The 13,352-nt window shown below is 71.0% G+C and carries 13 protein-coding genes; 5 read left to right on the top strand and 8 right to left on the bottom strand.

Annotated elements, in window-relative coordinates; genetic code table 11:
- Positions 1 to 44 precede the first annotated feature (44 nt).
- The 5 genes from ACWENQ_RS26750 to lon all read right to left on the bottom strand — a co-directional run bounded on the left by ACWENQ_RS26750 (position 45) and on the right by lon (position 5,847).
- Positions 45 to 701: a methionine ABC transporter permease gene (locus tag ACWENQ_RS26750; protein WP_449925969.1), complete on the bottom strand. Its 657-nt coding sequence runs from the start codon at positions 699 to 701 to the stop codon at positions 45 to 47.
- Entirely contained in the window at positions 698 to 1,648 is a 951-nt protein-coding gene (locus tag ACWENQ_RS26755) for a methionine ABC transporter ATP-binding protein (RefSeq protein ID WP_452416718.1), read from the bottom strand. Before ACWENQ_RS26755 ends, ACWENQ_RS26750 begins: the two co-directional genes overlap by 4 nt.
- 236 nt (positions 1,649 to 1,884) lie before the next feature.
- A complete protein-coding gene (locus tag ACWENQ_RS26760; protein WP_452416720.1) occupies positions 1,885 to 3,171 on the bottom strand; it encodes an MFS transporter in 1,287 nt (428 codons plus the stop codon).
- A 19-nt stretch (positions 3,172 to 3,190) separates the two neighbouring features.
- A complete protein-coding gene (locus ACWENQ_RS26765; protein WP_449925963.1) occupies positions 3,191 to 3,421 on the bottom strand; it encodes a hypothetical protein in 231 nt (76 codons plus the stop codon).
- Positions 3,422 to 3,486: 65 nt separating this feature from the next.
- Positions 3,487 to 5,847 (bottom strand): endopeptidase La, encoded by a 2,361-nt coding sequence (lon, locus tag ACWENQ_RS26770; RefSeq protein WP_354920801.1) that lies wholly within the window; start codon positions 5,845 to 5,847, stop codon positions 3,487 to 3,489.
- Positions 5,848 to 6,016: 169 nt separating this feature from the next.
- On the opposite strand from lon, the gene ACWENQ_RS26775 reads away from it, so the two are divergent.
- The 4 genes from ACWENQ_RS26775 (at position 6,017) to ACWENQ_RS26790 (ending at position 10,381) form a co-directional block, all read left to right on the top strand.
- Complete coding sequence (locus ACWENQ_RS26775) at positions 6,017 to 7,240, top strand: sensor histidine kinase (protein ID WP_452416722.1); 1,224 nt, start codon at positions 6,017 to 6,019, stop codon at positions 7,238 to 7,240.
- Positions 7,237 to 7,890, top strand: coding sequence for a response regulator (locus ACWENQ_RS26780; protein WP_449925955.1), 654 nt, complete (start codon positions 7,237 to 7,239; stop codon positions 7,888 to 7,890). Before ACWENQ_RS26775 ends, ACWENQ_RS26780 begins: the two co-directional genes overlap by 4 nt.
- A 299-nt stretch (positions 7,891 to 8,189) precedes the next feature.
- Complete coding sequence (locus ACWENQ_RS26785; protein WP_452416723.1) at positions 8,190 to 9,017, top strand: sensor histidine kinase; 828 nt, start codon at positions 8,190 to 8,192, stop codon at positions 9,015 to 9,017.
- Positions 9,017 to 10,381, top strand: coding sequence for a phenylacetate--CoA ligase family protein (locus tag ACWENQ_RS26790; RefSeq protein WP_452416725.1), 1,365 nt, complete (start codon positions 9,017 to 9,019; stop codon positions 10,379 to 10,381). The genes ACWENQ_RS26785 and ACWENQ_RS26790 overlap by 1 nt, the downstream gene beginning before the upstream one ends.
- Before the next feature lie 2 nt (positions 10,382 to 10,383).
- On the opposite strand, the gene ACWENQ_RS26795 is transcribed toward ACWENQ_RS26790, so the two are convergent.
- The 3 genes from ACWENQ_RS26795 to arfB form a co-directional block, all read right to left on the bottom strand.
- The gene (locus ACWENQ_RS26795; protein WP_452416726.1) at positions 10,384 to 10,605 is read right to left on the bottom strand and encodes a hypothetical protein; all 222 of its coding nucleotides are present in this window, start codon (positions 10,603 to 10,605) and stop codon (positions 10,384 to 10,386) included.
- 43 nt (positions 10,606 to 10,648) lie between these two features.
- On the bottom strand, positions 10,649 to 11,689 hold the full coding sequence (locus ACWENQ_RS26800; RefSeq protein WP_452416728.1) for a trypsin-like serine peptidase: 1,041 nt from the start codon (positions 11,687 to 11,689) through the stop codon (positions 10,649 to 10,651).
- A 307-nt stretch (positions 11,690 to 11,996) separates the two neighbouring features.
- Positions 11,997 to 12,404: an alternative ribosome rescue aminoacyl-tRNA hydrolase ArfB gene (gene arfB / locus ACWENQ_RS26805; protein ID WP_354920825.1), complete on the bottom strand. Its 408-nt coding sequence runs from the start codon at positions 12,402 to 12,404 to the stop codon at positions 11,997 to 11,999.
- A gap of 153 nt (positions 12,405 to 12,557) precedes the next feature.
- Between arfB and ACWENQ_RS26810 the strand changes: the two genes are divergently transcribed.
- Positions 12,558 to 13,352: a hypothetical protein gene (locus ACWENQ_RS26810; RefSeq protein ID WP_452416729.1), complete on the top strand. Its 795-nt coding sequence runs from the start codon at positions 12,558 to 12,560 to the stop codon at positions 13,350 to 13,352.

Genomic DNA, 13,352 nt, shown 5'->3' on the forward strand with positions numbered 1-13,352 from the left:
GGACCCGCTCGTGGCGGACCCGGGCGGAAAAGGGGTGGGAGTGTCTAGCGCTTGGCCAGACGGTCGGCGAGCGCGTCGCCGAGGGTCTGGGCCAGCTGGACGAGGACGATGATGACCACACAGGTGGCGATCATGAGCGGCGTCTCGAACCGCTGGTAGCCGTACCTGATGGCCAGGTCACCCAGGCCGCCCGCGCCGATGACGCCCGCCATCGCGGAGTAGGACACGAGCGTGATGACGGTGACCGTGATGCCCGCCACCAGCGCCGACCTGGCCTCCGGCAGCAGCACCTTGGCCACGATCGACGTACGGCTGACGCCCATGGCATGCGCGGCCTGCACGACGTCGGGGCTGACGCCGCGCAGCGCGATCTCCACCAGCCGGGCGAAGAACGGCACGGCGCCGATGGTCAGCGGCACGATGGCCGCGTACAGGCCGATCGTGGTGCCGACCACTAGCCGGGTGAAGGGGATCACCGCGATCATCAGGATGATGAACGGCAGCGACCTGCCGATGTTGACGATCAGGCTGAGCAGCTGGTTGGCCACCCGCGAGGGGAACAGGCCGGCACGTGAGGTGCCGACGAGGGCGACGCCGAGCGGCAGCCCGAACACGACGGTGAAGAGCGTGGACCAGAACACCATCTGGACCGTCTCCCACGTCGCCTGCCCGAGGAGCGGGACCATCTCTTCCCAGGTCACGCGGCCACCTCCACGATCAGGCCGCGCTCACGCAGGTACGCGAGGGCGGCCGAGGTGTCGGCCCCGTCCAGCGAGACGCGCAGGCGGCCGACCGAGCCGCCGGCGACCTCCTCCAGCGCGCCGCCGAGGATGCTGACGTCCACGTCGAACTTGCGCACGACCGTCGAGATGACCGGCTCGTCCGCCGCTCCGGTGAACGTGATCGTGACGTTGCCCGCCTCGGGAGCGGGCAGCGGGAACAGCTCGGCCGCCAGCCTGGACCCGGGCGTGGTCAGCAGCTGCCTGATCGGCCCCGACTCCAGGATCGCCCCGCCGGCCATGATGGCCACCGAGTCGCAGATGCTCTTGACGACGTTCATCTCGTGCGTGATGAGCAGGATCGTCAGCCCGAGCTCGGCGTTGAGCCGCTTGAGCAGGGCCAGGATGGAGGAGGTCGTGGCGGGGTCGAGCGCCGAGGTGGCCTCGTCGGCCAGCAGCACCTTGGGGTTGCCGGCCAGCGCCCTGGCGATGCCCACCCGCTGCTTCTGCCCGCCGGACAGCTGCGAGGGGCGCGCGTCGGCCTTGTCGGCGATGCCGACGAGCTCCAGCAGTTCGGCGACCCTGGCCGACCGCTCGGCCCGGCCCATGCCCATGACCTCGAGGGGGAAGGCGACGTTGCCCGCGACCGTGCGCGAGGACAGCAGCGCGAAATGCTGGTGGATCATGCCGATGTGCTGCCGGGCGGCGCGCAGGTCACGCTCGCCGAGCGTGGTCAGCTCCTGCCCGGCGACCGCGACGGTGCCCCGGTCCGGGCGCTCGAGGAGGTTGACGCAGCGCAGCAGCGTGCTCTTGCCCGCGCCGCTCTGGCCGAGCACGCCGAAGATCTCACCCTGGCGCACGTGCAGGTCGACACCGTCCAGCGCGACGGTGTCACCGTACGTCTTGCGCAGGCCTGCAGCCTGGATCACGAAATTTCCCCACAACGGATTCGGTAACGGAAGGTCAGCGTCGGGGGAGACGTCAGCGGCTGCCGGGGTGGAACGGCAGGTGACTCAGGCGGCGCAGCACGAAGCTGGGTCGGATCATCGGGGCATACCTTTGAACGAGAGGGGGCGGAAGGGTGCGCTCTAGCGGGCCGGACAGCCCATACACATGCGCATTCGCATCTCGTTCACGCTCTGGCCAACGATCGCCCGGTACGGGCCTATTCCCTGCCGCCGATGTGAAGTGGCTCACGGTCGCGCCGCCCGGCCTGGCCCAGCAGTCCCGCGACGAACGCGCTGAGCACGAGATAGCCGGCCGCCACGAGCATCGGGGCGTCGAACCCGCCGGTGCGCTGCAGCAGCCACCCCGTCAGCACCGGGCCGAAGACGGCCGCGACGTGCGCGACCGAGTTGACCATCGCGATGCCCGCGGCGGCCGCCCTGCCCGACAGGAACTCCGTGGGCAGCGCGTAGACCACGGGCACCGAGGCGAACTTGCCGGCCGCCGCCACCGTCAGCGCGGCCAGCACCAGCAGCGGCTGCCCGGCCACCGCCGCCGCCGCGAACCCGGCCGCCGACACCAGGTACGCGATGACCGTGTGCCAGGTCCGCTCCCCCGTCAGGTCCGAGCGGCGGCTCCAGGCGAGCATCGCGACGACGGCCACGCCGTACGGGACGGCGGAGATCAGCCCGATGCCGGTCTCGCCCGCGCCCGTCCACAACCGCTCGATCATCTGCGGGAGGAAGAGGCTCAGCAGGTAGGCGGCGAAGATGCCACCGCTGGACACCAGCGCGATCAGCAGCACCCGCGGATCGGTCAGCGTCGCGCGGACCGACCGTTCGGGCCGCGCCTCCGCCTCGACCTCGGCCTGGACGATCGCCTTCTCCTCACCGGTCAGCCACCTGGCCTGCGCGGGGCCGTCCGGCAGGAACAGCCACACCACGACGCCGAGCAGCACCGCGGGCAGCGCCTCGGCGACGAACATGACGCGCCAGCCCGCGTGCTCCACCAGCCAGCCGGACAGCGGGTTGGCGATGAGGAACGACACGGGGATGCCCGCCAGGTAGATCGCGACCATCCTGGCCCGCTCCCGCTGCGGGAACCAGAACGTGAAGTAGAGCATGATCCCCGGGGCGAACCCCGCCTCCGCCACGCCCAGCAGGAACCGCACCAGGTAGAGCGTCTCCGGGCTGGTCACCAGCCCGGTCGCGGCCGACAGCAGGCCCCAGGTGACCATGATCCGGGCGATCCAGAGCCGGGCGCCGAACCGGTGCAGCATGAGGTTGCTCGGCACCTCGAACAGCGCGTAGCCGACGAAGAAGATCCCCGCCGCGAGCCCGAACCCCGCCGCGCCCAGGCCGATCTCCTCGCCCATCCGCAACTGGGCCATGCCGATGTTGGTGCGGTCGACGTAGCAGACGACGTAGGCGGCGACGATCAACGGCAGGATCCTGCGGCGCACCTTGCCGAGCGCCACGTCCAGGGGCGGCCTCACTGTCGGTATCACGGGCAGTGACCGTATCCTGTCAGGCGCCCCCGACACGCCGGTAAGGGTCTTTGAGGGGAGTCATCCGGTCGGCGAAGTCCGCCTTGATACGCGCCATGCGCGGCCCAGGGGCGTAGAACCTTCCCTTCGTCGCCCCGTACGGCTTGAGCCACCCCTTCGCGGCGAGATCGCGCAGGTCACGAGCGGCCTGCCCCTGGCTGAGCTCCTCGTCGAGCTGGTAGCGGGTACGGCGCTTGAATGATTTGTCCATTAAGCCCCTCGGGAACGGCGAAGCCGCCCCGCCGTACGGATGGCGGGGCGGCTTCGGGTGGGAGGTCAGGCCGCGGCGGTCTGGGCCACCTTGGCCGGGGTGAGGGCGATGTCGAGCACCTCACGCACGTCGCCGACCGCGTGGATGGTCAGCTCGTCGCGCACCTCCTTGGGCAGGTCGTCCAGGTCGGGCTCGTTGCGGGCCGGGATGAGGACGGTGGTGATGCCCGCCCGGTGCGCCGCCAGCAGCTTCTGCTTGACGCCGCCGATGGGCAGCACCCGCCCGGTGAGCGAGATCTCCCCTGTCATCGCCACGTCGTTGCGGACCAGCCGTCCCGACAGCAGCGAGGCCAGCGCCGTGGTGAGCGTGACGCCCGCCGACGGCCCGTCCTTGGGGACGGCGCCCGCGGGGAAGTGCACGTGCACCGAGCGGTCCTTCAGCGCGGTGACCGGCAGCTCCAGCTCCGCGCCGTGGGAGCGCAGGTAGGACAGCGCGATCCGCGCCGACTCCTTCATCACGTCGCCGAGCTGGCCGGTGAGGGTCAGCCCCGTGTCGCCGGTCTCGGGGTCGGCCAGCGACGCCTCGACGTAGAGGACGTCGCCGCCCGCACCGGTGACGGCCAGGCCGGTGGCCACGCCGGGCACCGAGGTGCGCTGCTTGGACTCGGGCAGCGACGCCTCGGGGACGAAGCGCGGCCTGCCCAGGTACTCGACCAGGTCGTCCGCGGTCACCGTGGCGGGCAGCTCGTCCTTGGCCGTGACCTTGCGCAGGATCCTGGCGATCGAGCGCTCGAGGGAGCGGACGCCGGCCTCGCGGGTGTACTCGGCGGCCAGCCTGCGCAGCGCCGCCTCCTCCACCGTGACCTCCTCGGCGGTCAGCCCCGCCAGCTCCAGCTGCTTGGGCAGCAGGTGGTCGCGGGCGATGGCCACCTTCTCGTCCTCGGTGTAGCCGTCGAGGGTGACGACCTCCATGCGGTCGAGCAGCGGCCCGGGGATGGCCTCCAGGACGTTGGCCGTGGCCAGGAAGAGCACGTCCGACAGGTCGAGCTCGACCTCCAGGTAGTGGTCGCGGAAGGTGTGGTTCTGCGCCGGGTCGAGCACCTCGAGCAGGGCGGCGGTCGGGTCGCCCCGGTAGTCGGCGCCGACCTTGTCGATCTCGTCGAGCAGCACGACGGGGTTCATCGAGCCCGCCTCGCGGATGGCGCGAACGATGCGGCCGGGCAGCGCGCCGACGTAGGTGCGCCGGTGGCCGCGGATCTCGGCCTCGTCACGGACGCCGCCGAGGGCGACGCGGACGAACTTCCTGCCCATGGCGCGCGCCACGGACTCGCCCAGCGACGTCTTACCGACCCCGGGAGGACCGGCGAGGGCGAGAACGGCGCCGCTGCGGCGGCCGCCCACCACGCCGAGGCCCTTGTCCTGGCGGCGCTTGCGCACGGCCAGGTACTCGATGATGCGGTCCTTGACGTCGTCGAGGCCGGTGTGGTCGGCGTCGAGCACGGCTCGGGCGCCGGCGATGTCGTAGGTGTCGTCGCTCGTGGTGTTCCACGGGATGTCGAGGACGGTGTCCAGCCAGGTGCGGATCCAGCCGGTCTCGGGTGACTGGTCGGAGGTGCGCTCCAGCTTGTCGACCTCCTTGAGCGCCGCCTCGCGCACCTTCTCGGGCAGGTCTGCCGCCTCCACGCGGGCGCGGTAGTCCTCCTCCTCGGTCTCGGCGGTGTCGCCGTTGAGCTCCTTCAGCTCCTTGCGGACCGCGGCGAGCTGCTGGCGGAGCAGGAACTCGCGCTGCTGCTTCTCCATGCCCTCCTGGACGTCCTTGCGGATCGTCTCGGCCACGTCGAGCTCGGCCAGGTGCTCGCGCGACCACTCGACCAGCTTGGCCAGGCGGTCGGCGGGGTCGGGCGCCTCCAGCAGCTCGACCTTCTGGGCCGTGCTCAGCCAGGGGGTGTAGCCGGAGCTGTCGGCCAGGACGGAGGGGTCGTCGATCTGGTTGACCTGGTCGACCACCTGCCACGCGCCGCGCTTCTGCAGGATGGTCGTGGCCAGCGCCTTGTACTCCTTGGCCAGCTCCTGCGCCCGCTCGCCCGCCGGCACCCGGTCGACGGTGTGGACCTCCACCCACAGGGCCGCACCGGGGCCGGTCGTGCCCTTGCCGACGCGCGCCCGGTTGACGCCGCGCACGACGGCGGCCGGCTCGCCGCCGGGAAGCCGGCCGACCTGCTCGACCACGGCCTGCACGCCGACGGCCCCGTAACGGCCGTCGATCCTGGGAACGAGGAGGACGCGCGGCTTGTTGAGACCAGAAGCCTGAGCCGCGTCGATCGCAGCCCGGACCTCCGCGGAGGACAGGTCCAGAGGGACCACCATGCCCGGCAGGACCACCTCGTCGTCGAGCGGCAGGACCGGGAGGATCAAGCTCTCACTCATCTGAACTCCAATGGGGTTGAGTTATACACACTCAATTCATCGGAGCCCGCCGATGTTCCCTTCCTTGATGATGTTCGCTCACGGCGATCGTAATTGTGTAAGTAGCTCTTGAGGGCCATCACTCCCAGGGGTGATGCGTGCCTGGTCAGGCCGCACCTAGGCTGGGGCGGTGATCTCGGCCGTCCTCCAGCCGTTCGTGCTCGCGTTCTTCAGCGGCGAGGCCGATCCCCCGCCCGCCCGCTCGCCCCGCCTGCGCCGCCGGGTGCCGCGGGCGCTGCGGCCACTGGTGCCCTTCGACCACTACGACCTGGTGCAGCTGGCCGACCTCGTCGTGGCGGGAATGCTGTTCTGGATCACGCTCACGGAGCTCATCCCGTCCGGACGGCAGCCGATGGCGCAGGTCTACCTGACGGCCGTCGCCTTCTCGCTGCCGGTCGCGATGCGGGCGCGCTGGCCCCTGGCCGCGTGGCGGCTGGCACTGGTGCTGATCCTTCCGTCCCTGCACGTCGTCAGGCAGATCACCGACATGCAGCCGCCGTACCTCCAGCCGGCCATCGTGATGTACCTGCTGGTGCTCTACTCCCTGGCCGCCCGGTCGGACCGGCGCGTCACTGCGGTGGGCTGGCTGACCTCGGTGCTGACCGTCTGGATCGTCGACTCGAAGTCGATGGCGCTGGCCTCGGTCGCCATGACGGTGATCCTGCTGTTCGGCTACAACGTCCGGGTACGGCGCCGCGCCACCGCGAGCAGGGACGAGGCGATCGGGGAACGATACGTCATGGCCGAGCGGGCACGGATCGCCAGGGAACTGCACGACGTCGTCGCCCACCATCTGTCGGTCATCGCGATCCAGGCGGAGGCCGTACCCATGGAGGCCCGAGGGGACGTGGCGCGCCTGGAGGCGGGCCTCGCCGAGATCCGCGGGCTGTCGCTGGAGGCCATCAAGGAGTTGCGGCAGGTCCTCGGCGTGCTGCGCGACCACGAGGGCCGCGCCGACACCACGCCGCCGCCCGCCCTCGACAGGCTCGACGACCTGGTCGGCAACGCCCGTTCGGCGGGGCTGACCGTGCGGGTGAAGCGTTCGGGTGAGCTGGAGGAGGTGCCCACGGCCATGGCCGTCTCGGCCTACAGGATCGTGCAAGAATCGCTCAGCAACGCCATGCGGCACGCGCCGGGCTCGGCCGTCGCCGTCGAGGTCGCCTGGAGCGGCGGCCTGCGGGTCCGTGTCGCCAACGGCCCCGGGCGCGGGCCGGGCGACGCGCCCGGCGCCGGTCACGGGCTGATCGGCATGCGCGAGCGGGCCACCCTGCTCGGCGGGTCGCTGGAGGCGGGTCCCACGGAAGGGGGCGGGTTCGAGGTGGAGGCCGTGCTGCCGGTGGAGTCAGGCTCATGATCCGGGTGCTGATCGCCGACGACCAGGGCATGGTCCGCACGGGTTTCACGGTCTTCCTCAGCAGCCAGCCCGACATCGAGGTGGTGGGCGAGGCGGCCAACGGCCAGGAGGCGGTCGAGCGGGTGGCCGAGCTGAAGCCCGACGTCGTGCTGATGGACGTCCGGATGCCGGTCATGGACGGCCTGGAGGCCACGCGCAGGCTCATGGCCGCCGGTGACGCCAAGGTGCTGATCCTGACCACCTTCGACCTCGACGACTACGTCTACGAGGCGTTACGGGCGGGCGCCAGCGGCTTCCTGCTGAAGGACGCCTCCGCCGCCCAGCTGGCCGAGGCCGTGCGCGTCGTGGCGGCCGGGGAGGCGCTGATCGCGCCCGCGGTCACCAAGCGGCTGATCCACGAGTTCGCGCGGCTGGGCGGGCCGCGGGCGCCGTCGGTGAAGCGGCTGGCGGAGCTGACCGAACGGGAGACCGAGGTGCTGACGCTGATCGCGCAGGGGCTGTCCAACCTCGAGATCGCCGAACGGCTCGTGGTCGCCGAGCAGACGGTGAAGACGCACGTCGGCAGGGTGCTGACCAAGCTCGACCTGCGCGACAGGGCCCAGGCGATCGTCTACGCCTACGAGACGGGGCTGGTCCGTCCCGGTGAATGACCCGAAGTGGCACCTGTCGCCGCGGATGCTGCTGCTCCTCGACGTGGTGACCGCGCTGGTGCTGTTCTGGTTCACCACCGGCGACATGATCTCCAGTAGCGGGCCGATGCGGCTCCAGCCGGGCGGCCTCGACGTGCCCACGCACGACGGGATCATCACGCTGGTGGCGGCCGTCGCCTCGGTGCCCGTCGCGCTGCGCAGGCCGGCGCCCATCCCCGCGTGGGCACTGGCGACCACCACGCTGCTGGTCAACCCCTACCCCGGCATCGGGGTCGTCTCGGGTCGGCGGGCTCGCGCTGGTGCTGTGCGCCTACACGATCGCGACGCGGGTCAGAGTGGCGGGCGCCGTCGCGGTGTGGATCGGCACGACGCTGGCCGAGGTCCTGTTCCGGCCGCAGCCGTTCGGCCTGGAACTGCTGCTCCTGCCGGTGGTGCTGGTGCTCGGCCAGGTGGTCGGGGCGCGGCGCCGTACGCAGGTGGAGCTGGCGGCGCAGACCGAGCAGACCATGGCCGCGCAGGCGGTGGCCGAGGAGCGGCTGCGGATCGCGCGCGAGCTGCACGACGTGGTCGCACATCACATGTCGGCCATCGCCATCCAGTCGGAGGCGGTACGGCTGCGCGCCGGCGGCGACCCCGCCGTCCTCGACACCGGTCTCGCCGAGGTGCGGGAGATGTCGCTGGAGGCGATGTCGCAGATGCGGCAGATCGTCGGCACCTTGCGCCAGGCGCCAGCGCCCGGCCTCGACCGTCTCGACGAGCTGGTCGCGACGGTCCGCGCGGCGGGGCACCCGGTGACGGTGACCGGCGCCGCCGACGCCGCCGGCGCCGTCCCCGCGCCGGTCAGCGAGGCGGCCTACCGGATCCTCCAGGAGTCGCTGTCCAACACGATGCGGCACGCGCCCGGCGCGGCCGTGCGCGTCGACGTCGACCGGACCGGCGACGAGCTCGTGGTCGCCGTCGCCAACGAGGCGCCGCGCCGTTCCGCGCCCATGAGCGCGGGAGGGCACGGGATCACCGGCATGCGGGAGCGGGCCGACCTGCTCGGCGGGACGCTGGAGGCGCGGCCGGCCCCCGACGGCGGCTTCGAGGTGCGGGCCAGGCTGCCGCTGCGCCGTACCATCGGCTGATGGACCCGGTGGATCTCTTCCGGCGGACGGCGGCGACGGTCCCCGCCTACCGCGCCTTCCTCGCCGCGCACGACATCGACCCGGCGCGGGTCACGAGCCTGCGTGACTTCGCCAGGCTGCCCATGACCACCAAGCAGAACTACACTCGCCGCTACCCGCTGCCCGACCTGTGCCGCGGCGGCACGATCGGCGACATGATCGCCGTCTCCTCCGGATCGACCGGCACGCCGTCCTTCTGGCCCCGGTCGGCCGAGGACGAGCGGGTCATCGCCGCCAGGTTCGAGGAGATCTTCAGGGACGCGTTCGGCGCCCGCGACAAGCGCACGCTCGCCGTCGTGTGCTTCGCGCTCGGGACCTGGGTCGGCGGCCTGTTCACCCTCGCCTGCCTGCGCCACCTGGCCGGACGCGGCTACCCGATCACCTCGATCGCGCCCGGCAGCGACAAGCGCGAGATCGTCCGGGTGATCCCCGAGCTGGCCCCGCACTTCGACCAGGTCGTCCTGCTCGGCTACCCGCCCTTCCTCAAGGACGTCATCGACACCGGCGGCCTGCCGTGGCGCGACTACGCGATCAAGATGGTCACCGCGGGCGAGGTCTTCAGCGAGGAATGGCGGTCGCTGGTGGCCGAGCGCGCGGGCATGACCGACCCGACCCGCGACACCGCCTCCCTGTACGGCACCGCCGACGCGGGCGTCCTCGGCAACGAGACGCCGCTGTCGATCGAGATCCGCCGCTTCCTGGCCGCCCACCCCGGCACCGCCAGGGAGATCTTCGGCGAGTCGCGGCTGCCGACGCTCGTGCAGTACGACCCGGAGGTGCGCTTCTTCGAGGAGCACGAGGGCACGCTGCTGTTCTCCGGCGACAACGGGATCCCGCTCGTCCGCTACCACATCGCCGACGAGGGCGGGCTGCTGCCGTACGAGAGGATGCTGGGCCTGCTCGCCGGGCACGGCTTCACCCCGTCGGCCCCCGGCCCCGAGCGGCCGTTCGTCTACGTCTTCGGGCGCAGCCACTTCACCGTGTCCTACTACGGCGCGAACGTCTACCCCGAGAACATCGCCGTCGGGTTGGAGCAGCCGGAGGTGAGCGGGATGGTCAGCGGCAAGTTCGTGCTGGAGGTGGTCGAGGACGAACAGCGCGACCGGCGGCTGACGGTCACGGTCGAGCTGATGCCTGGGCTACGGCCCGACGAGCGGACCGCGCGGGCCGTCGGAAGCTCGATCCTGACGCAGCTGCGCAGGCTCAACAGCGAGTTCGCCGCCTACGTCCCCCGGGAGAGGCAGGCGCCGGAGATCAGGCTGCGGGAGACCGGCGACCCCGAGTACTTCCCGCCCGGCGCCAAGCACCGCTACACGCGGGCGTGATCTCAGCGCGGCGGTTCGAAGGGGTCGACCACGGATACGCCCGTCCCCTCGAAGTCTTCGACGTTCCCGCTCACCAGGGTCCACCCGTTCGCTCTGGCCGTCGCGGCGATCAGGCCGCCCGTGCTCGGGAGCGGGCGGATGGCGTTCAGGCGTCCCCATTCTTCGGCGGTCTCCGAGGTGATGGGAATGATGCGGTCGCCGAATACAAGATCACGTACAGCCACAGCGCCCGCCACTCGGGGCGGGCGCGGCGGGGACGGCGGCTGTCTAGGCGATGGGGCCGGCCCAGAAATTGGCGGCCTCCCGGTAGACCGCCTTCACCTCACCGTCGAAGTACGGCGAGACGCCGGTGTCGTACCGATTGTCGCCATCGGTGTCGGACACGCTGATCGTGATGCCGTTGAGATAGCCGAGACGGCTGTCGCTCCCGTAATGGGTCAGCCAGGAGGACCCGAGAGCGCCTTCACCGGTGAGCGGGGAGTCCACGCCGATGAGCCGGTCCGCGGGCAGGCCCGTGACCTTCATCGTGAACGTCGAGCCGGTCGACCATTCGAGGGTCTCGCCCGTGTAGGGCCGCCTGCCGTCGGGGTGGGGGCCGGCGGGGTAGCCGAAGACGTCGACCGTGGGCGCGAGCGGCTGGTTGAACGCGAACCCCTGGCCGCCGACGTTGTCGACCAGCCTCCCGACATTGGTCAGCACGTCCGGGGAAGGGGAGACGACGCCGTTGTACACGTTGACGAAGGCGAAGTCCCGGTCGTAGTCCCGGTAGACGTCGAAGTCGTAGTGAGCGCTTGCCTGCTTCCCGACGTACAGGCCGAACGGGGTCGTGCCCTCGGAGTAGCCGGGGACGAAGACCCACTTGGCCAGAGGGCCGTCCGGGGCCTCGGTGTCGAACAGGCAGTGACCTGCCGTGGCGACGAGGTTCTTGAAGTTCGACTGCACAGCCGTGCCGGTGCACCAGTGCGGCTGGAGGTCGCTGCCGATGAAGAACACCTTGCCCGAGGTCGTGGGCGTCTTCCCCTTCGACGAGGGCGGCCCCTCCACCGGTGCGACGGCCCCAGGGAGGCCGTCCGGGACGACGTCCGTGGACAGGCGCTCCCCGCCGACCTCGGTCCGCACGGTGTACGGCGTGGCGTTCTTCAGGTTGGCGGCTCCGTCGGCGAGCCAGAATCTCGCGATCTGCTGAGCCGCCGTCACGTTGGCGGCCAGCGGGACCACCACCCCGCTCGCGGCCTGGGCCGGCTCGGTGACGACAGCGGAACCCAGCACGCTCAAGCCGACGCCTAACGCGATCAGCGCACGCCTCAAGGTCGATCTCCCATCGGGTCGTGGGGCGTCTTCACGCCCCTTCAGCATGGAGAGCCGGCCGATCGGCACGGCCGGCCATCACCAAGATCGTAACCTTGACTTGGAGAGTTTTAGATCACATGTTCGACACAAGCGACGGTAGCCGGGCGACCGTCACCCCGGGTGGCTGAGGTGGGAGCTGACGCGGCCCGTCCGATCGCGAAGTCCCGTCGGACGGCGTCTTGGCGCGCCCGCTGGGACGCCAGGAGCGGCGCGGTCAGGTCGACCTGGATCGACGCGCCGTGCCGGAGGGGCCGCCGGCCCAAGCTCAGATGTCGCGGCGCAGGCGCTTGACGTCGGAGCGGTGCTTCTTGGTGGCCAGGCGGCGCTCGATGGAGCCCTTACTGGGCTTCGTCGGACGGCGTCGCTTGGGCGGCGGCGCGATCGCCTCGCGGACGCGCTGGGCCAGCCGGTGGGCGGCGGCCTCGCGGTTGCGCAGCTGGGAGCGGTATTCCGACGCCACCACCGTGATCACCGGCGACGGCAGCCGTTCCAGCGCGCGGGCCTTGAGCGTGGGCGGCAGCGCCGTGCTCGCGGCCACGTCGAACAGCAGCTCCACCCTGCTGTCGGTGGTGTTGACCCCCTGACCGCCCGGGCCCGAGGAACGGGAGAAACGCCAGACGAGCTCGTCGCCGGGAATGGCGATCGAGTCGTTGACGATCAACAGGCCGGCCATCGGGACACCTCCCCTCGTGAAAGCCCCAGCAACTCGCGAGGAACCCCTGCAAACCGTATCCGGATGGCCCATACCCCGAGCAACAAGGTTTTTCCGGTCATCCATCCGCAAGCCCGCCATGGCACCATGTCCCGCACAACGTGGGGAGTGATCATGGCGGTGATCGTCGGTGTGCACGGCATCGGCAAGTACAACTACTACCTCCAGGCCGGCCGGTCGGTGGAAGGCGCGGCCGAGGCGATGCGGGCGAAGTGGAACCGCTATCTCGGCGCCGGACCGGCCGGTTTCGCGGAGGTGGCCTACTACGCCCACCATCTCAACGACCAGGGCAAGGCCAAGCGGGTCGAGACGATGGGCGCCCGGGAGCAGCAGGTCTTCGTCGACTGGGCCAAGCAGTCGGGTGTGGGCGAGACCTTCACGGGCGCGCTGAAGGCGTTCACGGGATGGTTGCTGAACCGGCTGGACACCAGGGCCGCGGCCTTCGCCGCCCTGTTCTGCCCCGAGGTGGCCGCCTATCTCACCGATGAGATACGGCGCGAGCGGTGCCAGGACGCGGTGGCCGAGGTGCTCAGGCGGCACGCGCCCCGGGTCGTGGTCGCCCATTCGCTCGGCAGCGTCGTCGCCTACGAGACCCTGCACGCCCATCCGGACATCGAGGTGGACCTGTTGGTCACCCTGGGCAGCCCGCTCGGCATGCGCAACGTGGTGTTCGAGCGGCTGCTGCCGGCTCCGGTGGCCGGCCTGGGCGAGCGGCCGAAGGGGGTGCGGCGCTGGGTCAACATCGCCGACAAGGACGACATCGCGGCCATCCCACCCGCCCTGCGTGACTGCTTCACCGGGGTGGACGTCGAGGCGCTGGTGAATCTGGACTGGCTGGACTTCCACACCGCGGAGAAATACCTCGGCTGTGCCGCGTTACATGAGCATCTGCGGCCATACCTGGCATAG

The organism is Nonomuraea sp. NPDC004354 (assembly GCF_053602555.1).

Bases quoted from the DNA above. Each gene is read 5' to 3' on its own strand.
- ACWENQ_RS26765 (WP_449925963.1), bottom strand. From the start codon at position 3,421: ATGGACAAATCATTCAAGCGCCGTACCCGCTACCAGCTCGACGAGGAG.
- lon (WP_354920801.1), bottom strand. From the start codon at position 5,847: ATGAGTGAGAGCTTGATCCTCCCGGTCCTGCCGCTCGACGACGAGGTG.
- ACWENQ_RS26780 (WP_449925955.1), top strand. From the start codon at position 7,237: ATGATCCGGGTGCTGATCGCCGACGACCAGGGCATGGTCCGCACGGGT.
- ACWENQ_RS26790 (WP_452416725.1), top strand. From the start codon at position 9,017: ATGGACCCGGTGGATCTCTTCCGGCGGACGGCGGCGACGGTCCCCGCC.
- arfB (WP_354920825.1), bottom strand. From the start codon at position 12,404: ATGGCCGGCCTGTTGATCGTCAACGACTCGATCGCCATTCCCGGCGAC.
- ACWENQ_RS26810 (WP_452416729.1), top strand. From the start codon at position 12,558: ATGGCGGTGATCGTCGGTGTGCACGGCATCGGCAAGTACAACTACTAC.